Here is a 20,961-nt window from a genome sequence, read left to right on the forward strand (position 1 = left end):
GCTACCTGACGATCCCGGGATCGGCCCCAAGGTCGACCCCGGGAAAGATCATTCCCGCAAGCGTGGACGGTTTGACCCCGTATAGCGCCCGCAGGACCCAGGCGGCATAGGCCCGCACATCACGCGTCGGCATCAGGTCGCGACCATCGTAAAGGTCGAAATCGGACAGTCCCGGCCAGTCGCCCAGCACCCTGCCCCCCCGCAGGGCACCCCCGGCATAGATCATCGCCCCGCCGGTGCCGTGATCCGTGCCTAGGGTTCCGTTTTCCCGCGCGGTGCGCCCGAATTCCGTCAGACAGAGGATCGCGGTCCGGTCCCAATGGTCTGCCAGCCCCGCCCGAAGCGTCAGAAGAACCGCCGCCAGCCGGTCCAGTGCACGGGACAGGTATTGGCCCTGCCGATTGTGGGTATCCCAGCCCGACAGCGAGAAACTGGCGATCCGCGATGTGCCCCTCAGCCGCCCGGCCGCGAATTCGGCCAGCTTGATATGGTCACCGCGCAGGGCGATCCCTTCCATCATCGGATCGCTGGAGATCATGTCTTCCAGCGCCGCGTCGGCCCCGGCCTCTGCGTCGATCTGCTGGGCGATTTCGATCGCCTCGGCGCTGGCCTGTTCAAAAAGCGGGTCACCGTCATGCACCAGTTCGATCAGGCGGCGGGTGCTGGGGTTCAGGTCCAGCTGCGCCTCGGGCGCCCAATGCGCCACCTCTGCCGCGCCTGCCAGAATCAGCATCCTGTCGCGCCCGATGGCATAGGCGGTGTCGGATTGCGCGCCCGGCACGACCTGCACCAGCCGGTTCAGCCAACCGTCCCGCAGATCGCCCTTGGGGTCCGCCACCCCGGCCTCGAGCACATCCTGCCCATCGAAATGGGACCGGACATCGCGATAAGGGGTCGAGGTCGCGTGGGCAAAGCCAAGATCGCCCGCGTCCCACAGCGGGCGCAGGGGCGCAAGGGCCGGGTGCAGCCCGAAGAACCCGTCAAGGTCGGGCCCGCCCCCGGCCGCGAGCGTCGGCCGCAGCCCCGCATAGAACGGGTCGCCATAGGGCCGCAGCACGTCCAGCCCGTCCATCGCCCCGCGCAGCACGATCACCACCAGCCGGTTGTCGCCGGGCACATCGGCAAAGGCCACGGGCGTCATCAGGGGCGACGCCGCCACCGAACAACCCAGCCCCAGCAAAAGGTCGCGTCTGGAAAGCGCCATGTCCTATCTCCTCTGGAAGGCGGCGGAACACAGGATAACGGCCACCCCGTCGCGTCGGCTGGGCGCCTCGCGGGCGGCCTGCGTCACGGCGGGTGCCGCGCCGGGGCCAAGCGCATCGGGCACAAACCGCATGGGCATCGGCAGGCGGTCGACCATCCGGCGTGGCACCGACAATGCCCAGTTGATCCGCGCCGCCATCCCCTGCGGCGTGACCCAGGCGTCGGGCTCTTCCGGCCATCCATCAGGGCCGATCGGTTTCTCCCAAGGCTGCCCCATCAGCCCCAGGGGGCGTTCAAAATCCCGCCGCACGATCCGCGGGTCAAGCGCTGTGATCGCCGCGCCCGGAACCGCCAGCGCCCTCAGGGACGACGCCACAAACCCAAACGGGTCTTTCACCTTGGCGCGTTCTGCCGTCCATGCCGCGGGATGGTCCAGCATCCTGTGCACAAACGACAGGAGGTCCCCACCCGTGGCCGAAAAATCAGCCGCCAGCGCATCGACCAGCCCCAAGGGCGGCAGGTCGGACACGAAATGTACCGCCAGTTTCCGGGCGATATGGCGGGCCGTTTCGGGCCGGGCGGCGATATCGGTCAGGGCGCGCCGGATCTCGGCCAGTTGTGGGGTGGGGCCATAGGTTTGCCCAAGAACCCTCTCTTCGCCCGGTTCCGCCGCCTCCGCCCGAAACCAGAATTCCCGGTCCCGATCCAGTGTCAGCCCGGTGAACAGCTCGGCCAGTTGCCGCACGTCGGTTTGGGAATATCCGCCTTCGACCCCCATCGTGTGCAGTTCAAGCACCTCGCGGGCAAGGTTTTCGTTCAGCCCCCGGCGTCCGCCGCCACCCACGCGGCTCTCCGGGCCGACGGATTGCGCCTGATCGAGGTAGAGGAGCATCATCGGGTGCAGCGTCACCGCCACCAGCATCTCCTCGAAGCGGCCCGTGACGTGTGGCCGGATCGCTTCTTCCACGAAGGGGGTCACAAGGTGGGACGACCCGCCAACCCGTGCGGTCAGGGTGAAATGATCGGCCCAGAACCGGACCAGACGTTCACGCAGCCCGTCCTCGGACTCGACCGCGCGTGCGAGTGTGGCGGCAAGCGTCTGCTGCCGTAATACCTGTGCGGCTTGCAGCATTTCGCGCCGGTCTTCCTCCAACCGGTCGGCGCGGTCGTCCTGTCCGGCGCGGCGGGCGGCGTTACGGTCGCGGGACACTTCGGACAACTGGCGCAGCGACGGTTCGGCGGCAGCATAGGTGGGGATCGGAAACCGGGCGGCGGCCAGATCGGGGCCGGACAGGCGGGCGATGATCGCGGGGACGCCGTCGGGCGAGGTCAGGCCGGGACGCAGCCCCATGCCAAACCGGGTTTCAAACAGGATGGGGTCAAACGACATAGAGGCACGCGCAACGGTTCATGCCCCCAATATAGGAAAAGGGGCTGCAAATGCCGCCCCTTTTCAGAACCTTGATACAATTTTCCGCCGATCAGTCCTCGGGCGGCAGCACCCGCAGCCGCAATTCACGCAGCTGTTCGTTGCTGGGATCGCTGGGCGCGTTCATCATCAGGTCTTCAGCCCGCTGGTTCATCGGGAACATGATGACCTCGCGGATATTGACCGTATCGGCCAGCAGCATGACGATCCGGTCGATCCCGGCGGCGCAGCCCCCGTGCGGCGGGGCGCCATAGTGGAACGCCTGAAACAGGGCGCCGAACCGGTTCTTGACCTCGTCCTCGCCATAGCCCGCGATTTCAAACGCCTTCAGCATCACGTCCGGCTTGTGGTTGCGGATCGCGCCCGAGACCAGTTCATAGCCGTTGCAGGCAAGGTCATACTGGAAGCCTTTGACTTCCAGCGGGTCGCCCATCAGCGCCTCCATCCCGCCCTGCGGCATGGAGAAGGGGTTGTGTTCAAAGTCGATCGCGCCGGTTTCCGCGTCCTTTTCGTAGATCGGGAAATCCACGATCCACGCAAAGGCGAACCGGTCCTTGTCGGTCAGGCCCAGTTCCTCGCCGATGACGTTGCGGGCCTTGCCGGCGACGCCTTCAAAGGTCTTCGGCTTGCCGCCAAGGAAGAAGGCCGCATCGCCGATGCCAAGGCCAAGCTGCTGGCGGATCGCCTCGGTCCGCTCGGGGCCGATGTTCTTGGCCAGCGGGCCTGCGGCTTCATGTTTTCCGAAGTATCCGTCCACAAGCAATCGAGCACGGGAAGTCTCACCAGTCTTCAAGAACTCAGCGACTTGCTCCGCTACTTTTCGATCCTGTTCCTCCTTGATGCCAGTCAAGAGAATCTCTGAAGCGGCTGTTTTGGCAAGAGCATTTCTTAGCATGTCGCCGACTGTAAGATGACCTTCCTGAGCGCCCTTCTCCCGCCAGAAGATATACCCCATCCCCGGCAGGCCCTCTTTTTGGGCGAAGGCGTTCATCCGGTCGCAGAACTTGCGGCTGCCGCCGGTGGGCGCCGGGATCGCGCGGATCTCGGTGCCGTCCTGCTCCAGCAGCTTGGCGAAGATCGCAAAGCCGGAGCCGCGGAAATGTTCCGAACAATCCTGCATCTTGATCGGGTTGCGCAGGTCGGGCTTGTCGGTGCCATACCACTTGGCGGCATCGGCATAGGAAATCTGCGGCCAGTCGGCATCGACCTTGCGGCCACCGCCAAATTCCTCGAACACGCCTTGCAGGACCGGCTGGATCGTGTCGAACACGTCTTGTTGGGTGACAAAGCTCATTTCAAGGTCAAGCTGGTAGAAGTCCGTCGGCGACCGGTCGGCGCGCGGGTCTTCATCGCGGAAGCAGGGCGCAATCTGGAAATACTTGTCATAGCCCGAGGCCATGATCAGCTGTTTGAACTGCTGCGGGGCCTGCGGCAGCGCATAGAACTTGCCCGGGTGCAGACGCGACGGCACAAGGAAGTCGCGCGCGCCTTCGGGGCTCGATGCCGTGATGATCGGGGTCTGGAATTCGCGGAACCCCTTGTCCCACATCCGCTTGCGCATGGACGCCACGACGTCCGACCGCAGGGTCATGTTCCGCTGCATGTTTTCGCGCCGCAGGTCGAGGTAGCGATAGCGCAGCCGGGTTTCTTCCGGGTATTCCTGATCGCCGAACACCATCAGCGGCAGTTCCTGCGCGGCGCCCAGCACCTCAAGGTCGCGCACGAAAACTTCGATCTCGCCGGTCGGGATCTTGGGGTTCACCAGTTCCGGGTCGCGCGCCTTGACCGTGCCGTCGATGCGGATGCACCATTCGGACCGCACCTTTTCCACCTCGGCGAACACGGGGCTGTCGGGGTCGCACAGCACCTGGGTGATCCCGTAGTGGTCGCGCAGGTCGATGAACAGGATCCCGCCGTGGTCACGAACCCGATGGACCCAGCCCGACAGGCGAACGGTATCGCCCACGTTCTTGGCGGTCAGATCGGCGCAGGTATGAGAGCGATAGGCGTGCATTTTCGGGCGTTCCTTGGGTTTCGGGCGTCTTTTGTCGGCGTCACGCCGATACACTCGGTTGCGCGACCATTGTCAAGCAATCGGGACGATCCGGGCCGGGATCAGCCCGCGCAGGGCGTTGCCCATCCAGATGCGGCGGGCAGCCGACAGGTCGGCGGGGGTCAGAACCCGTTCCTGCCACCCGTCGGACAGACAGGTTTCGCGCAGGATACCGGGCAGCAGGCCCGAGGACAGGGGCGGCGTGACCCGCGCCCCATCGGCCAGTTCGGCGAACAGATTGGTGATCGTCCCTTCGCAGACCTCGCCCCGTTCGTTGAGGAACAGGACTTCATCGGTGCCAGCGGGCAGATCCGCGCGGGCGGCATCGTAAAGCGCCCTTTGCGTGGTCTTGTGCCGCAACCATGGATCATCCGACTGCACCCGGTCGGGGTGGATCGCCACCCGCCACTCCGCCGGGGTGGGCGGCAACGGGGCGGTGGTCAGGTCAAACCGCCCAGCCGCATCCAGCGTCAGCCGGCAGCGGGTCGCGGTATCGACCGTCACGGCCATCACCTGCCGCGCCGCGCCCGCGTCGAACGAATAGCCCAGCGCGGCCGCCCCCCGCGCCATCCGCGCAAGGTGACGGTCGGCGTGGGCAACAGCCCCGCCGGGATCGGCGCGAAAGGTTTCGATCAGCCGTGTTCCGTCTGGAACGCGGCCGCGTAACGGGCTTTCCACAGGGCTTCCTCGTATTCGCTGGGGGCGGTGGAATCCCAGACCACCCCGCCGCCCACATTCAGGCGGGCCTTGCCATCCTCGACCATCATGGTGCGGATCGCCACGTTGAATTCGGCCCGCCCATCCGGCGCGGCCCATCCGATCGACCCGCAATAGATGTCCCGCGCGGTCCCCTCCAGCGCCCGGATGATCTCCATCGAGCGCAGTTTTGGCGCACCGGTGATCGACCCGCAGGGATAAAGGGCGCGAAACACATCGCCCAGCCCGGTGCCCGGCTGCAATTGCCCGGTCACGCGGCTGACCATCTGGTGAACGGTGGCGTAGGTTTCGACCTTGAACAGTTCCGGCACCTTGACGCTGCCCACCTCGGCGATGCGCGACAGGTCGTTGCGCAAGAGGTCCACGATCATCAGGTTTTCGGCCCGGTTCTTCGTGTCACTCCACAGAAAGGCGCGGTTGGCGGCATCGTCGACATCCGTTTCCCCGCGCGGCATGGTCCCTTTCATCGGAAGGGTTTCCAGCTTGCCACCCGCGTGGATCCGAAAAAACAGCTCCGGGCTGCGGGACAGAAGCGCCGGGCCGCTGTCCTGTTCGATCAGCACCCCGTGACCCACGGCTTGCCGTTCTGTCAGTGCGGCATAGATCGCCTCGGTCGTGCCGGTCACATCGGCGCCCAGCGGAAAGGTCAGGTTGGCCTGATAGATATCCCCGGCCCCGATCCAGTCATGCAGCCGCCGAAAGGCATAGGCATAGCGGTCCGAGTCCCATTGCGGGCGCGGCGCGGTCAGACTGGCCGGGCCGCGGTGCAGTGCGGGGGCCTCCTCTGGCCCGCGATAGGCCCCGAACCGCAACAAGGGCACTCGGCGGTCTTCGGGGATCAGCGGCAAAAGGCGTGGTTCCAGCGCATAGCCAAGTTCATAGCTGGCGTAGCCCGCGATCCACAGCCCCTCCGCCAGCGCGGCATCCAGCGCGGCAAGGGCCATCGGCACGCCCTCGGGGGTCTGCGCCTCGATCAGGCGTTCGGGCGCGTCGAACCGGGCGGCTGCGCCACCTGTTTCCTGCTCTGGTCCGCGATCAAAGCGAATCCGCACCGCAACACCCTTTGTCGATCCCACTCATCGGTGCCTACTTAAGTTGACCACGCAGGTTAGGACAGGGCAGAAAACGTCCAAACAGCCACAAAAGGCGGACCCGAGGGGCAGAGATGGGCAAAATCAACGGCGCGACCCTTGTCCTTTGGGCGATTTTTGTTGGGTTCACGGCAGTGTCCTTCGCTGCGTTCGGTTTCGGGCATTCGCCAGATCTGATGGCAACCTGGCTGGCGGGTCATTTCCACGCGGCAGGGGCGACCGATCAGGTCTACGCCGGGTATGACGGGCTTTATACCATGTTGCCGCCGTCCGAATGGTGGCCGTTTCTTCAAGAACAGGGCCGGGAAAAGGCGGTCTTTCCCTTCGTCTATCCGCCAATCTGGGCGGTTCTGGCAGGCTGGATCACACCGTTCGTCGGATTAGACGCGTTTCAGGCCGGGGCGAGTTTTGTCAACCCGCTCCTGATGGCCGGGATGGTCACGCTTGCCGGACGGGCCACCGGGCTTCGCGACTGGGCCTTGGTCCGGTTTCTCCTCCTGGGCCTTGGGGTGATGGTGGCCACCCTGCCGGGATCGGTCGCGCTGGAACAGAACCAGCCGCAGATCCTTGTCAGCTTCCTGATCGTCGCAGCAATTGAGCGGGATCGGGCCGGGGCGGCGCGGCTGGCCGGGGCGGCCCTAGCGCTGGCCGCCGCGATCAAGCTTTATCCGGCCATGCTCGCACTTCTGTGGCTGGCCTCTGGCCGGGGGCGCAGCGTGGCCAGTTTCGCGATTGTCGGTTCGGTTCTGGGCGCGGTGTCCATCCTGCTTGCTGGGTGGCCACTGCATCAGACCTTCTTGTCCGATGTGTCTGCGATCAAGAACACCGCCCTTGTCACCTATTTCACGTTCGGAGTGGACCCGACGGTGGCGCAGATTGCCTTTGCCGACGACCTGCAGTTCGTTGCGGGGTTGGATAACGCGGCCGATGCGCAGGCACTACTGGGCTGGTCGGTTCTGCAAAAGGGCGCGGTGTGGTCCGGACTATCTCTTGCCGCGATGCTCGGCCTTGCACTTGGGGGAGCAAGTTATGCAAGGCGGACGTCGGATGTTCTCTTCTGGCCCGCCTTCCTTGTGGGACTTGCACTTATTTCCCCGCTAAGCTGGGGGTATCACTACCTTCCGGCGCTGGCCTTTCTGCCCGCGATGATCGACAGGTTCGGGCCACGCCGGGGTGGGCTGATCGTGTTGGGGATTGCCGCGCCGCTGACCCTGCCTGCGTTGGGGGTATTCTCATCGGTAACGGCAACGATCCTTTTGCCGCAGATCGCGGGCACCTTGGCGATGATCGGGTTGGGTTTGGCCCTGTTCCTTGCACCCAGCCGTTCGAAAGACTGAAGTTTCCGCCTGAATGGGGCGATTGGGGCCTTGCGCCCCGCCACTCCATCCCTATAACCCACGACAATTTGGGCGCGCCCTGCCCCCGGACAGATTCCTCCGGGTGCGGCGGGTGGCCCGCTGCCACATAGACGACGGAGAGCCCCATGCCGAAAAGAACCGACATCAAGTCGATCATGATCATCGGAGCGGGGCCCATTGTTATCGGGCAAGCCTGCGAATTCGACTACTCTGGCGCACAGGCCTGCAAGGCCCTGCGGGAAGAGGGATACCGGGTGATCCTGGTCAACTCCAACCCGGCGACGATCATGACCGACCCGGGCCTTGCCGACGCCACCTATATCGAACCGATCACCCCCGAGGTCGTGGCCAAGATCATCGAAAAGGAACGCCCCGACGCGCTGTTGCCGACCATGGGCGGGCAGACCGGGCTGAACACCTCGCTCGCACTGGAAGAAATGGGCGTGCTGAAGAAATTTGGCGTGCAGATGATCGGCGCCAACCGCGACGCCATCGAAATGGCCGAAGACCGGAAACTGTTCCGCGAGGCGATGGACCGGATCGGGTTGGAAAACCCCAAGGCCACCATCATCACAGCCCCGAAAAAACCCAACGGCAATGCCGACCTTGAAAAAGGCGTGCAAATGGCGCTGGACGAATTGGAGCATATCGGCCTGCCTGCGATCATCCGTCCCGCCTTTACCCTTGGCGGCACCGGCGGCGGCGTGGCCTACAACCGCGAAGAATACATCCACTTCTGTCGCTCGGGCATGGATGCCAGCCCGGTGAACCAGATCCTCGTCGACGAAAGCCTGCTGGGCTGGAAGGAATTCGAGATGGAGGTCGTCCGCGACAAGGCGGATAACGCGATCATCGTCTGTTCCATCGAAAACGTGGACCCGATGGGCGTCCACACCGGCGACAGCATCACCGTCGCCCCGGCCCTGACCCTGACCGACAAAGAATACCAGATCATGCGCAACGGCTCTATCGCCGTGCTGCGCGAGATCGGCGTGGAAACCGGCGGGTCGAACGTGCAATGGGCGATCAACCCCGAAGATGGCCGGATGGTCGTGATCGAAATGAACCCACGCGTGTCGCGGTCTTCGGCGCTGGCCTCCAAAGCGACCGGTTTCCCGATTGCCAAGATCGCGGCCAAGCTGGCGGTGGGCTATACGCTGGATGAGCTGGACAACGACATCACCAAGGTGACCCCGGCGTCCTTCGAGCCCACCATCGACTATGTCGTGACCAAGATCCCCCGCTTCGCGTTCGAGAAATTCCCGGGGTCCGAACCGCATCTGACCACCGCGATGAAATCCGTGGGCGAAGCAATGTCCATCGGCCGCACCTTCCATGAATCGGTGCAAAAGGCGCTCGCGTCGATGGAGACCGGGCTGACCGGCTTTGACGAGGTCGAGATCCCCGGCGCGCCGGACAAGGCCGCGGTGATCAAGGCCCTGTCGGTGGCCACCCCCGACCGTTTGCGCACCATCGCCCAGGCCATGCGCCACGGGCTGACCGATGACGAGATCATCGGCGTCACCGCCTTTGACCCGTGGTTCCTTGCCCGCATCCGCGAACTCATCGAGGCCGAGGAAGATATCCGCAAGAACGGCCTGCCGGTGACCGAAGAGGGCCTGCGCAATGTCAAGATGATGGGCTTTACCGATGCCCGCCTTGCCAAGCTGACCGGCCGGGACGAGGCCAACGTGCGCCGCGCCCGCCAGAACCTTGGCGTCAACGCCGTGTTCAAACGGATCGACACCTGCGCCGCCGAATTCGAGGCCCAGACCCCCTATATGTATTCCACCTATGAGGCCCCCGCGATGGGCGACGTGGAATGCGAGGCCCGCCCAAGCGACCGCAAGAAGGTCGTCATTCTTGGCGGCGGCCCCAACCGGATCGGTCAGGGGATCGAGTTCGACTATTGCTGCTGTCACGCCTGTTTCGCCCTGACCGATCAGGGCTATGAAACGATCATGATCAACTGCAACCCGGAAACGGTGTCGACCGACTATGACACGTCGGACCGGCTGTATTTCGAACCGCTGACCTTTGAACACGTCATGGAAATCCTGCGGGTCGAGCAGGACAATGGCACCCTGCACGGGGTGATCGTCCAGTTCGGCGGCCAGACCCCCCTGAAGCTGGCCAATGCGCTGGAAGAGGCGGGTATCCCGATCCTAGGCACCACGCCCGACGCCATCGACCTTGCCGAAGACCGCGAACGGTTCCAGGACCTCGTGAACCGGCTTGGCCTGAAGCAGCCGCATAACGGCATCGCGTCGACCGACGAACAAGCCTTTGAAATCGCCAAGGATATTGGCTTCCCGCTGGTGATCCGCCCGTCTTACGTTCTGGGCGGCCGGGCGATGGAAATCGTCCGCGACATGGATCAGCTCAAACGCTACATCCGTGACGCGGTGGTCGTGTCCGGCGACAGCCCGGTGCTTCTGGACAGCTACCTGTCCGGCGCGGTCGAAGTGGACGTGGACTGCCTGTCCGACGGCAAGGACACACATGTTGCGGGGATCATGCAGCACATCGAAGAGGCCGGGGTCCATTCCGGCGACAGCGCCTGCTGCCTGCCGCCTCATTCCCTGTCCGCCGAAATCATCGCCGAAATCCGCCGCCAGACCGAGGCGCTGGCCAAGGCGCTGAATGTGGTCGGCCTGATGAACGTGCAATTCGCCGTCAAGGATGGCGATGTCTACCTGATCGAGGTGAACCCGCGTGCCTCGCGCACCGTGCCCTTCGTCGCCAAAGCGACCGACAGCGCGATTGCGTCGATCGCCGCGCGCCTGATGGCGGGCGAGCCGTTGTCGAACTTCCCGCTGCGCGCCCCCTACCCCGAGGCCGAAGACCCGATGACCGTGCTGCCGCTGGGCAACCCGTTCACCCTGGCAGATCCGAACACCCCGTGGTTCAGCGTGAAAGAGGCCGTCATGCCCTTCGCCCGCTTCCCCGGCGTGGATACGATCCTTGGGCCGGAAATGCGCTCTACCGGCGAGGTCATGGGCTGGGCCCGCAACTTTGCCCGCGCCTTCCTCAAGGCACAACTGGGCGCAGGCACGCACCTGCCGACCGAAGGCACCGTCTTCCTGTCGATCAAGGACGCCGACAAGGGGCCGATGATGTTGGAATGCGCCCAGATCATCGAAGGTCTTGGCTTCAAGATCATCGCCACCTCCGGCACCGCCAAATGGCTGACCGAAAACGGAATTTCCGCCGAAAAGGTCAACAAGGTCTATGAAGGCGGGCGCACCATCGTCGACCGCCTGAAGGACGGCGAGGTGCAACTGGTCTTCAACTCCACCGAAGGGGCGCAGGCGGTCGAGGACAGCCGCGATATCCGGGCCGTGGCGCTTTATGACAAGATCCCCTACTTCACCACCGCCGCTGCCTCGCACGCCGCCGCACTGGCAATGCGCGAAGGCAAGGAAGGCGAACTGCGGGTGCGGGCGTTGCAGGGGTAGCGCCGACCGACGGGATTGAGTGGGAGGCCGATCGCACCGCGTGCGGGCGTGGTTGTTTGAATTCAGGGCAAGACATGCCTCCGATCCGATCGGCAGCTCTGGCCAATGGTATGTGACTGGCGACTCCTGGCCATATCCCCAACGGCACCGGTCTAAGCTCAGAACTGCCCGGCGCGGGTCTATTGCTTGTACCCTTGCGATCCGCGGCGACCGGTATGGAGCGTCTGACGAATTGCCAGAAGCATCAGGCATCACCTAATGCGTTGAAATCCATTAGTTTCAGGCAGCGTCGGACATTCAGTATTTCGCATGACGCCTTAGTCAGAGACCGCAAGCGGGTGATAGCAGGCTGTCCAAACGCCATCGGACTGTTCTTCGAGACGCGGCGCCTCGCGCCCGCATTGATCGCTGGCATAGGCACACCGGGCCCGGAAGGCGCATCCTACAGGCGGGTTCAACGGGTCGGGCAATTCGGTTTCCCGCCCCTCTGGCGCGGTCAGCGGACGTCCGACGACTGGCGCACTGTCAGCCAGAAGCTTGGTATAGGGATGCTTGGGGTGCGCAAAGACCTGATCCGCCGGGCCGACCTCGACCACCGCACCGAAATAGAGCACCGCGACCCGGTCGCTGACTGCCTCGACCACGGCAAGGTCGTGGCTGATAAACAGATAGGTCAGCCCGAATTGCTGCTTCAAGTCGGCCAACAGGTTCAGGACCTGCGCCTGAACCGACACGTCCAGCGCCGAAACGGGTTCATCAAGGATGAGGATGCGCGCATCCGCCGCCAATGCACGGGCAATGCCGATCCGCTGTGCTTGCCCGCCTGAAAACTCATGCGGATAGCGATCCAGAAACTCTTCGCGCAAATTCACTGCGGAAAAGATTTCCGCGATCCTTCGTTCCCTGTCTGCGGTGGGCATCTTGTGAAGGTGCCTCAGCGGCGCTTCCATGATCTGCCGGATCGTCTTGCGCGGGTTGAGGCTGCTGATCGGGTCCTGGAACACATATTGGATCTTGCGTCCGAACAAGGCCGGATCGGCGTTGTCCAGTGGTTCGCCATTGATCTCGATCGTGCCGGAGCTGGGTGGGAGGAGACCGACGAGCATCCGCGCGAGCGTGGATTTGCCGCAGCCCGACTCTCCGACAATGCCAAGGGTTTCGCCTTCTTCTACCGTCAGGGACAAGGGTTGAACGGCACGCACATGCGCCTTTGGCGGGCCGAACAGACGCTTACCTACTGGAAAGACCTTGCCAAGGCTTGTCAGCTTGAGAGCCGTGGTCATTGGAGTACCTCCTGCGCGGGGAGTTCCGGGGTGATGCAACGCACAAGACTGTCGGCGCTATGCGGCGCAAGCGCGATGTTCCCCCGCCGACAAGAGTCGCTTGCCCTGTGGCAGCGATCGGCAAAGGCGCATCCCTCGGGCAATTTGTCTACCACGGGGGGCAGACCGGGAATGGCGGCAAGTTCGCGGCGTCCCTGCCCCAGTTCGGGTACGCAGGCCATCAGCCGCGCGGTATAGGGATGGGCCGGGGCGTTCAGGATGGTCTGTGTCGGGCCTTCCTCGACGATCCGGCCCGCGTACATCACCGCAACCCGGTCACACAATTGGGCGACCACGCCGAAATCATGGGTGATAAAGATGATGGCCAACCCGCGTTCCCGCCGCAGATCATCCAGCAACGACAGGATTTGCGCCTGCACGGTCACGTCCAGCGCCGTGGTCGGTTCATCCGCGATGATGACCTCGGGCTCGTTGGCCAGCGCCATGGCGATCCCCACGCGCTGCCGCATGCCGCCGGACATCTCGTGCGGGTAGCTGTCAACGCGCTGTTCCGCATTGGGAATGCGCACCGATTTCAACAGGTCTATGGCGTGGGCGCGGGCCTTGGTCCTGTCAAAGGGGTGATGGGCACGAACCGCTTCGATCAGCTGGTCGCCAACAGTGTATAGCGGGTGCAGCGTGGCGAGAGGGTCCTGGAAAATGTAGGCGATCCTATCGCCCCTGAGCGACCGGAGTTTTTCATAGGGCGCGCCAATCAGATCTTCGCCCTTATAGTGGACAGCTCCGCCGGTGATAACGCCTGGGGGCGAGGCCACCAGTCCCATGATGCTGAGCGCGGTGACGGATTTGCCGGAGCCGCTTTCGCCGATTACCCCAAGGCATTCGCCAGGGTTCACCTGCAAATCCACACCGCCCACGGCCTTGTAAACGCGGTCCTTGACGTGGAACTGGGTCTTTAGCCCGCGCAATGCAAGCAAGGTGTCGGGTTTGGCTTCCGGGACCGGTCCGGTCCGCTTGACCATTGTGGTCGGCATCGGGCGCGACAGGGCGCCGGATTTCAGGCGCGGGTCCAGCGCGTCGCGCACCCCATCCCCCAGAAGGTTGATCGCCATAACGATGATCAGGATCATTGCTCCCGGCACGATCGAGGTATGCGGATTGGTAATCAGCGCCGACCGCGCCTCGCCCAGCATCGACCCCAGATCGGCCTGCGGCGGCTGCGACCCAAGGCCCAAAAAGCTAAGACCGGCGGTTTCAAGGATCATCCAGCCGATCGTGGTGGACATGGCGATCACGATCACCGGGATCACGTTGGGAAGCACTTCGGTCAGGATAATGCGGGTGTTCGTCATGCCCGACAGCCGCGCCGCATCGACGAATTCCTTATGAGCGATGCCAACGGTGATTCCGCGGATGTTGCGGGCAAAGAACGGGATGTTGACAGCGGCAACAGCGATCAGCGCGTTCATCAGCCCCGGCCCAAGGGCTGCGACAATGGCCAGCGCCAGCAGGATATAGGGGAATGCCATCAGCATATCGACGCCGCGCATGATGATGTTGTCGGTCCGCCCGCCGTAAAAGCCGGCGATGATGCCGATGGCCGCGCCAAGCGTCGCGGCGATGATTGCAGCGGCGAAACCCACGGCCAGCGATAGGCGCGTGCCCCAAAGCAAGCGGCTTAGAAGATCGCGCCCAAGGTGATCTGTTCCCAGCAGCGCGCCATCGGAAAGCGGCCGTTTGAACCGGTTCGCCGTGTCGGTCACATCGGGATCGGCCAACGGCAGAAGCGGCGTGATCAGCGCAAGCAGGACGACCAGCCCCATTACAATCAGCCCGCCTAGCGCAAGCCGGTTGCGCGCCAGAAGCTTAAAGAAGGCCTTCATGTCTTGATCCTCGGGTCGAGCAGGCTTTGTGCGACATCGACCGCGATGTTGAACATCACATAGCAGGCCGCGACAAAGACAACGCCGCCTTGCACCAGCAGGATGTCCCGTTTGAGGATGGCATCGACCAGCATCCGCCCGACACCGGGCCACTGGAACACCATTTCGATATAAACCGCCCCGGACAGAACGAACCCGGCTTGCACCCCCAGCACCGGAATGATGCTGACCATCGCGGCGCGCAGGGCATGGCGCCAGATGACCGATCGTTCATGCACGCCCTTGGCCCGTGCGGTACGGATGAAATCCTGCCTCAGCACCTCGAGCATGGCCGAGCGAGACAGGCGCGCAATGACACCTGTCGCCACCACCGCCAACGCCAAAGCGGGCAGGGTCAGGTGGTTGATCAGTGCAGGCAGGTCACGCGCGCCATAGATGGGCCACATGCCGGACACCGGGAACCAGCGCAGTTTCACGGCAAAGATGAGGATCATCATCATACCAAGGAAAAACGAGGGGATTGAAATGCCAAGAAGCACAGCGAAGGTGATGGCCTTGTCCGCCAACCCGTATTGCCGGGCGGCCGATACGACGCCTGCTGCGATACCGAGGAGCGAGCACAGGACAAATGAAGTGCCTGCGAGGACCAACGTCGCCCCGAAGCGGTCAAGCACCTCGTCCAGAACCGCCCGGTTGAGAGAGAAGCTGCGCCCGAAATCGCCTTGAAGCATGTTGCCGAGCCAGATGAAATATCGTTGCACCATCGGCTTGTCCAAGCCGAGGTCGCGGTTCAGTTTTTCCACGTTTTCCGGGGTCGCGTAGGACCCGAGAATGGCCGTGGCGGGGTCGCCGGGGATCATGGCCATGATGACGAAGACAATGATCGAAATTCCGAACAAGACCGGAATCGCGGAAATCAGCCTTTTGAGGATATAGCCTGCCATTGCCCCCTCCCGGTAATGTGCAGCCGCGCAGGAAGCGCGGCCGCACCTGTCGCATTAGTTCTTGGTCACGTCATCCAGCAGCAGGAAGAACGATGGCTGGAGCGAGAAATTCTCGACCCGGTCGGATGTGACCGCATTCTGCTTCCAGTTGGCCACAAAGACCCAAGGCGCGTCTTCCTGTACGATCACCTGCATCTCTTGATACAAACGCGCACGCTCTGCCTGGTCGGTCGCCACGCGGGCGGCTTCCAGCAGTTCGTCAACCTTCGGGTTGGAATAGTAGCCCGAGTTGAACCCGCCCTGATCCGGCCATGCGGCTGTCCGCAGAGCGAGGAAGGGTAGCGTGTCCGGGTCGTTGGTCATCCACGCCATTTCGGCCATGTCTGCCTTACCTTCGAGGCCCGGGTTCACTTCGCCAAGGAAGGTGTTCCATTCATAGGTCTCGATGTTGACAGTCAGGCCGACGGCCTGAAGATCGGCCTGGATCGCGGTGCCCATCGCCACGGGATCCAGCATCCCGGACCCGCCCTCGGTGACATAGAAGGTCAGCTCCGCGCCTTCGGCACCCGCCTCGGCAAGCAGTTCGCGCGCCTTGTCGGGATCATAGGGGTAGGGCTCCAGGCTTTCGTTATAGGCCCAGGCGAACGCCGGTGGGGTCGGACCGGCGGCAACTGCGGCAGTGCCTTCCAGCACGTCGTTTACGATCGCTTCCTTGTTGATCGCATAGTTCGCGGCCTGACGAACGCGAACATCGGCAAAGGGACCTTCCTTGGCGTTCAGGATCAGGAACCAGACGTGCGGCCCGGCCTGTTCGTGCACGGTATAGGTTTCACCCTGAAACTCGCTCAGCGCGACGGGGGGCACTTCGACCATCAGGTCGATGCCGCCTGCCAGCATTTCGGCGGTGCGGGTGTTTGCATCGGTGATCGGGCGGAAGACGACTGCCTGCAATTCAGGCGCGCCGTCCCAATAGTCTGCGTTAGCCTCGATGACCACCGCTTCGTTCGACCGCCATTCTGCGAATTTGAATGCGCCGGTGCCGGACGGGTTGCGGCCAAATTCTGCGCCGTGCTGTTCGACAGCGGCCGGCGAAACGATCAGGCCAGTGGGATAGGCCAGATTCGACAGGAACGGCGCATAGGGCGCGTTCAGGGTAAAGCGAACGGTCAGATCGTCCACGACCTCGACATTCTCGACGGCCGAGAAGAAGAACGACAGCGGGAATGGGCCGGTGTTGTGGAAGGGGTGGTTTTCGTCCAGCATCCGGTCGAAGTTGAACTTTACCGCATCGGCGTTGAAGGCGCTTCCATCGTGGAATGTCACGCCGTCCCGCAGGGAAAAGGTATAGACTGTGCCGTCTTCACTGATGTCCCAGGACGTGGCCAGCGATGGTTCGACTTCAAGAGTGCCGTCCTTGTAGCGCACCAGCCCATCATAGACGTTCATCAAAATGCGGAAATCGTTGACCGCAGTCACGGCTGCCGGATCAAGCGCTTTGGGTTCGGCGATCTGCCCAACGATCAGAACATCTTCGGGCGTCTGCGCCTGGGCCGAGAGCGGAGAGAGAGCAAGTGCCGTGGCTGCACCAGCAGCCAGCATTGCCCTGCGGGACAGTTTCAGCAGTTTCATGAGGTGTCTCCCTGTTATTTATCATGATGAATTGCATTCACGCAAATTATCATGATAAATACAAGAAAAATGTGTTAGGGCAGTTGAATGACCTTCTCGATTCTGACTTTCGACAAGAAAACAGGCACTTTTGCTGCCGCGGCCGCGACGGGGAGCCTTTGTGTCGGGGGATGGGTCCTGCGGGGCGACATCGAATCGGGACTCGTGGCGTCTCAGGGCACATCGCCCAGCACCTTTTGGCGGGATGACGTTCTACGTGCGATGCACGGTGGCCAGACAGCGCGTGACGCTGTCGAGGCAGTGACGTCTGTCGACGCAGGGCGCGGGCATAGGCAACTGATTGCGTTGGACCGCACTGGAACAACCCATGGCTTTACCGGTGGAAACAGCGTCCCGTTTGCCGGCCATCTTGCGCGGCAGGGGGTGGCGATTGCCGGAAACATGCTGAAGGGAGCCGAGGTTCTAGAGGCAATGGACGCAGCTGCACAGTCCTGTTCGGAAGCGGCAGATCAAAGAATGCTCCGTGTCCTGAATGCGGCCCGGCAGGCGGGTGGCGACAGCCGTGGGCTCTTGTCCGCCGCCTTGTTGGTTCTCGCGCCTGACCGTCCGCCCCTCGACCTGCGCATTGATTACAGCGACGATCCGATTGCTGATCTTGAAAGGCTCTATGACAGAACCCGGAAATCTCCTTACTTCGATTGGCTTGGCGAGGTTCCGGTTCTCCAGGACAAGAGTTGCACCCCGCGATAGCGCAATGCCGGCAGGGCCCTAGAACACCGACCAGCCCGTTGCCCGCGCCAGCATCGCCGCCGCGCGGGTCCCTGCATGTGAGTTCCCATAGTGGTTCAGCCCCGGCGACCAGATCGCGATTGACGCGACCTTTGGCGCGATCACCAGAATGCCGCCCCCGACCCCGCTCTTGCCGGGCAGGCCGACCTGATAGGCGAACTCTCCTGACCCGTCATAGTGGCCGCATGTCATCATCAGCGCATTGATACGCCGCGCATGTCGGGGCGAGATCACGTTCGGGCCGGTCGCAAGTCGGGCAAGCGATCTACCGGCAAGGGCGAGTTGCCGGGTTGTCATCTCGATGGCGCATTGATGGAAATAGGTCCCAAGGGTCAGGTCCGGCGCATTTTCAAGGTTGCCATGCGATTGAAGGTAATGTGCCAACGCCTTGTTGCGGGCGCCCGTCGATTTTTCCGACGCCGCGACACGTTCGTTGATATGGATGTCGTCGGTTTCCGCCAGGGTTCGGACCAGACCAAGAATTTCAGCGAGGGCCTGTTTGGGTTGCCGTCCGGACAAAAGCACATCGGTCGTGACAATTGCCCCTGCGTTCACGAAGGGATTGCGGGGGCGGCCCTTCTCGCGTTCCAGCAGGACAACGGAGTCAAACGACGTGCCGGATGGTTCGCGCCCGACGCGGCTCCACAATTGGTCGCCAATACGCCCCAGTGTCGCCGCAAGGGAAAAGACCTTGGACACGCTTTGTATCGAGAAGGGGTCATCCGCAGCCCCGACGTTCAGGCATTCGCCGTTTGCCAGGCAGACGCTCATCGCGAACCTGTTCGAAGGAACGTTCGCCAATTCCGGAATGTACTGGGCAGGCGTACCCCAATCGTCCTGACGAAAAATCTCGTCATGGATGTCGCGCAACATGCGCTCTGTCAGGACCACATTACTCTCCCAGAAACCGCCGCTGCAAATGGGCTTCCTGAACGCTCATCAACTCTTCCGCGATCTGCATATGCGAATACATGATCTTGCGGGCCCGTTCCGGTTCACCCTGCCGCAGTGCCTCGACCAGTTGCAGTTGGTGTTGCCGCCCCTTGCGCCAAAGGTCAACGTTGGGAGGATCATATAACTGGCGGTAGACTGTCAGATCGGTCAGAGCCTGGGCCATGAATCCGATGATAAAGCCAAGCAACCGATTGCCTGCGAAATCCGAAAGCCGGGCATGGAAGACCAGAGAGCTGATGTGCTGCTCCTTCTCTTCTTCGGCCGTTGTCGCGGGTTCAGGGTGCCTCAGCGCAAGGCTGTGCAGTTCCGCCAGCTGTCCTTCGTCAAGCCGCCCCGCAAGGCTCGCCGCGAGCTCGGGCTCCAAGACCTTGCGCATTTGATAGATGTCGGCGACGGACAGGTTTTGAAAGTAGAAGTAATTGGCCAAAAGGGACCGGGCGCGCTCTGTCGAAACCTCACCAACAATACTGCCGCCGCCGGGGCCCGTCTTGGTCACGATCAGGCCCTGCGCCTCGAGAATGCGCAGCGCTTCGCGAACCGTACCCTTGGAGACGCCGAATTGTTCGATCATCGCGCCTTCGTTGGGCAGCTTGTCGCCCGCCTTCAAGTCGCGTTCGACCACCCACTGTTTGATTTCATCGGCAACCCGGACCGGCCGCGATCGTCTGTGTTTGGCTGATGGCGCTCCGCTGCCGTCCATTCGTTACCTCGAATTCTATCATGATAAAATCATAGACACCTCTGACACCTATGTGTAGAGGATAATTTATAATGATAAATAAGAGGCTGGGATGAACTGGGGACAATGCGCTCAGAACCGACTGTCTGAAATCGCTGCATGCAGCGTCGACGCAACGGGTGTTACGCGCTTTCCGTTTACGCCACAGCACGCGGCAGCTCTGGACGTCATTCGACTATGGATGTCCCAGGCCGGTCTACAGATACATATGGACGCGGCAGGGACACTGGTCGGTCGCAAGGAGGGACCCAAAGGGGCGCCAAGCTTCCTGATCGGTTCGCATCAGGATTCGGTCAGAAACGGTGGGAAATATGACGGTATCATGGGCGTGGTTCTGGGGTGCCTCGCACTCGAGAAACTGATGTCGGACGGGGTCGCGCTCCCGTTTTCCGTCGAGATCCTCGCCTTCGCTGACGAAGAAGGCGTTCGGTTTCCCACGGCCCTGATGGGGCCGCGCGCTTTGGCAGGCACCTTTGATCCGGCGATCCTGGATATGATGGACAAAGACGGGGTCTCCCTGCGGACCGCGCTTGCCCGCTTTGGGGGTGATCCGGACTGCGTCGCGTCACTGGCACGGGACCCCGCCAAGACATTGGGCTATCTGGAGGTCCATATCGAACAAGGACCGGTGCTGGAGGCAAAGGATAGCGCGCTTGGGGTTGTCACGGGCATCTGTGGCATCGAGCGGAATACTGTTACATTTACCGGTGATACCGGTCATGCCGGAACAGTTCCCATGGACAGCCGCCGCGACGCGCTGGTGGCCGCTTCGGATTTCATCTCAGCCATCCATGACGCGGCGAAACAGGCCACCGATCTGCGGGCGACCGTCGGTGCATTGTCCTTGCATCCCAACGTGGTGAACGCGATCCCACGCGCGGTTGAATTGACCCTGGAGATCCGGGCACTGAGTGACGCCGTCCGCGACGATTTCGCAAGACTGGCGCGAAGCTTGGGTGAGGCGACGTCTGAAGATCGCCATGTCGGATTCTCCATGCAGCGGACCTATGAACAATCGGCCGTGCCCTGCAATGACGATCTGATTGACACCCTGTCGACCGCTGCAGGCGCGATCTGCCCGGCCGCGCCACACCTGCCGTCCGGCGCCACACATGACGCATCGGCCATGGCAGACCTCTGCCCGATCTCGATGCTGTTTGTGCGCTGCAAGGACGGGGTCAGCCATAAACCCGAAGAGTTCGCGACGAGCGACGATATGGATGCAGCCATTCAAGCGATTGCGGATTTCCTCAAGGCCCTAAACGCTAACTTCCGTTGAACCGACGCGATTCTCGATAGAGGCGGCCGCAGCAATCGTCGCCGTTTTTCACGGCGAGTTTTGCTGTCACGGCACAATTTCATCCCCGCCCAATTCGGTCCCCTGCGGACTTATCCCCAAGAAAATGCTTTACAGATCACCGCTTAACCCCC

15 protein-coding genes are annotated in these 20,961 nt (G+C 62.7%); 4 read left to right on the top strand and 11 right to left on the bottom strand.

The features are described 5' to 3' along the window. Nucleotide 1: 1 nt before the first annotated feature. The 5 genes from U3648_RS06000 to U3648_RS06020 all read right to left on the bottom strand — a co-directional run bounded on the left by U3648_RS06000 (nt 2) and on the right by U3648_RS06020 (nt 6,454). Nucleotides 2-1,204, bottom strand: a complete 1,203-nt coding sequence (locus U3648_RS06000) for a DUF1501 domain-containing protein (RefSeq protein WP_420858336.1) — start codon at nt 1,202-1,204, stop codon at nt 2-4. Between the two features lie 3 nt (nt 1,205-1,207). Continuing rightward, the gene (locus U3648_RS06005; RefSeq protein ID WP_420858337.1) at nt 1,208-2,593 is read right to left on the bottom strand and encodes a DUF1800 domain-containing protein; all 1,386 of its coding nucleotides are present in this window, start codon (nt 2,591-2,593) and stop codon (nt 1,208-1,210) included. A gap of 91 nt (nt 2,594-2,684) precedes the next feature. Beyond that, nucleotides 2,685-4,646 (bottom strand): aspartate--tRNA ligase, encoded by a 1,962-nt coding sequence (gene aspS, locus U3648_RS06010; protein ID WP_420858338.1) that lies wholly within the window; start codon nt 4,644-4,646, stop codon nt 2,685-2,687. A gap of 72 nt (nt 4,647-4,718) precedes the next feature. After that, nucleotides 4,719-5,363 (bottom strand): aminotransferase class IV family protein, encoded by a 645-nt coding sequence (locus U3648_RS06015; protein ID WP_420858339.1) that lies wholly within the window; start codon nt 5,361-5,363, stop codon nt 4,719-4,721. After that, on the bottom strand, nt 5,318-6,454 hold the full coding sequence (locus tag U3648_RS06020) for an aminodeoxychorismate synthase component I (RefSeq protein WP_420858340.1): 1,137 nt from the start codon (nt 6,452-6,454) through the stop codon (nt 5,318-5,320). Before U3648_RS06020 ends, U3648_RS06015 begins: the two co-directional genes overlap by 46 nt. A 113-nt stretch (nt 6,455-6,567) precedes the next feature. Between U3648_RS06020 and U3648_RS06025 the strand changes: the two genes are divergently transcribed. Further along, a complete protein-coding gene (locus U3648_RS06025) occupies nt 6,568-7,830 on the top strand; it encodes a glycosyltransferase 87 family protein (protein WP_420858341.1) in 1,263 nt (420 codons plus the stop codon). Between the two features lie 146 nt (nt 7,831-7,976). Next, the gene (gene carB / locus U3648_RS06030) at nt 7,977-11,309 is read left to right on the top strand and encodes a carbamoyl-phosphate synthase large subunit (protein WP_420858342.1); all 3,333 of its coding nucleotides are present in this window, start codon (nt 7,977-7,979) and stop codon (nt 11,307-11,309) included. Nucleotides 11,310-11,626: 317 nt separating this feature from the next. Here carB and U3648_RS06035 read toward each other — a convergent pair whose 3' ends face one another. From U3648_RS06035 to U3648_RS06050, 4 genes are read right to left on the bottom strand one after another with little or no spacing between them, the layout of a single operon-like run. Further along, complete coding sequence (locus U3648_RS06035) at nt 11,627-12,592, bottom strand: ABC transporter ATP-binding protein (protein WP_420858343.1); 966 nt, start codon at nt 12,590-12,592, stop codon at nt 11,627-11,629. Beyond that, nucleotides 12,589-14,475: a dipeptide/oligopeptide/nickel ABC transporter permease/ATP-binding protein gene (locus tag U3648_RS06040; protein WP_420858344.1), complete on the bottom strand. Its 1,887-nt coding sequence runs from the start codon at nt 14,473-14,475 to the stop codon at nt 12,589-12,591. The genes U3648_RS06035 and U3648_RS06040 overlap by 4 nt, the downstream gene beginning before the upstream one ends. Continuing rightward, nucleotides 14,472-15,419, bottom strand: coding sequence for an ABC transporter permease (locus tag U3648_RS06045; RefSeq protein ID WP_420858345.1), 948 nt, complete (start codon nt 15,417-15,419; stop codon nt 14,472-14,474). Before U3648_RS06045 ends, U3648_RS06040 begins: the two co-directional genes overlap by 4 nt. 54 nt (nt 15,420-15,473) lie before the next feature. Next, nucleotides 15,474-17,048 carry an ABC transporter substrate-binding protein gene (locus tag U3648_RS06050; protein ID WP_420858346.1) on the bottom strand — a complete coding sequence of 525 codons (1,575 nt, stop codon included), beginning with the start codon at nt 17,046-17,048 and terminating at the stop codon, nt 15,474-15,476. Nucleotides 17,049-17,135: 87 nt separating this feature from the next. Here U3648_RS06050 and U3648_RS06055 point away from each other — a divergent pair, with 87 nt between their 5' ends. Further along, on the top strand, nt 17,136-17,798 hold the full coding sequence (locus U3648_RS06055) for a DUF1028 domain-containing protein (RefSeq protein WP_420858347.1): 663 nt from the start codon (nt 17,136-17,138) through the stop codon (nt 17,796-17,798). A gap of 18 nt (nt 17,799-17,816) precedes the next feature. Here U3648_RS06055 and U3648_RS06060 read toward each other — a convergent pair whose 3' ends face one another. Together U3648_RS06060 and U3648_RS06065 are read right to left on the bottom strand one after the other, a co-directional pair. Beyond that, the gene (locus tag U3648_RS06060; RefSeq protein ID WP_420858529.1) at nt 17,817-18,710 is read right to left on the bottom strand and encodes a glutaminase; all 894 of its coding nucleotides are present in this window, start codon (nt 18,708-18,710) and stop codon (nt 17,817-17,819) included. A gap of 19 nt (nt 18,711-18,729) precedes the next feature. Further along, on the bottom strand, nt 18,730-19,413 hold the full coding sequence (locus tag U3648_RS06065) for a FadR/GntR family transcriptional regulator (protein ID WP_420858348.1): 684 nt from the start codon (nt 19,411-19,413) through the stop codon (nt 18,730-18,732). 169 nt (nt 19,414-19,582) lie between these two features. Here U3648_RS06065 and U3648_RS06070 point away from each other — a divergent pair, with 169 nt between their 5' ends. Further along, nucleotides 19,583-20,809 carry a M20 family metallo-hydrolase gene (locus tag U3648_RS06070; protein WP_420858349.1) on the top strand — a complete coding sequence of 409 codons (1,227 nt, stop codon included), beginning with the start codon at nt 19,583-19,585 and terminating at the stop codon, nt 20,807-20,809. Nucleotides 20,810-20,961: the final 152 nt, after the last annotated feature.

This window comes from Marivivens marinus (assembly GCF_035969385.1).
Lineage (GTDB): Bacteria > Pseudomonadota > Alphaproteobacteria > Rhodobacterales > Rhodobacteraceae > SELP01.

Bases quoted from the DNA above. Each gene is read 5' to 3' on its own strand.
- U3648_RS06000 (WP_420858336.1), bottom strand. From the start codon at position 1,204: ATGGCGCTTTCCAGACGCGACCTTTTGCTGGGGCTGGGTTGTTCGGTG.
- U3648_RS06005 (WP_420858337.1), bottom strand. From the start codon at position 2,593: ATGTCGTTTGACCCCATCCTGTTTGAAACCCGGTTTGGCATGGGGCTG.
- aspS (WP_420858338.1), bottom strand. From the start codon at position 4,646: ATGCACGCCTATCGCTCTCATACCTGCGCCGATCTGACCGCCAAGAAC.
- U3648_RS06025 (WP_420858341.1), top strand. From the start codon at position 6,568: ATGGGCAAAATCAACGGCGCGACCCTTGTCCTTTGGGCGATTTTTGTT.
- carB (WP_420858342.1), top strand. From the start codon at position 7,977: ATGCCGAAAAGAACCGACATCAAGTCGATCATGATCATCGGAGCGGGG.
- U3648_RS06035 (WP_420858343.1), bottom strand. From the start codon at position 12,592: ATGACCACGGCTCTCAAGCTGACAAGCCTTGGCAAGGTCTTTCCAGTA.
- U3648_RS06040 (WP_420858344.1), bottom strand. From the start codon at position 14,475: ATGAAGGCCTTCTTTAAGCTTCTGGCGCGCAACCGGCTTGCGCTAGGC.
- U3648_RS06045 (WP_420858345.1), bottom strand. From the start codon at position 15,419: ATGGCAGGCTATATCCTCAAAAGGCTGATTTCCGCGATTCCGGTCTTG.
- U3648_RS06050 (WP_420858346.1), bottom strand. From the start codon at position 17,048: ATGAAACTGCTGAAACTGTCCCGCAGGGCAATGCTGGCTGCTGGTGCA.
- U3648_RS06055 (WP_420858347.1), top strand. From the start codon at position 17,136: ATGACCTTCTCGATTCTGACTTTCGACAAGAAAACAGGCACTTTTGCT.
- U3648_RS06060 (WP_420858529.1), bottom strand. From the start codon at position 18,710: ATGTTGCGCGACATCCATGACGAGATTTTTCGTCAGGACGATTGGGGT.
- U3648_RS06070 (WP_420858349.1), top strand. From the start codon at position 19,583: ATGAACTGGGGACAATGCGCTCAGAACCGACTGTCTGAAATCGCTGCA.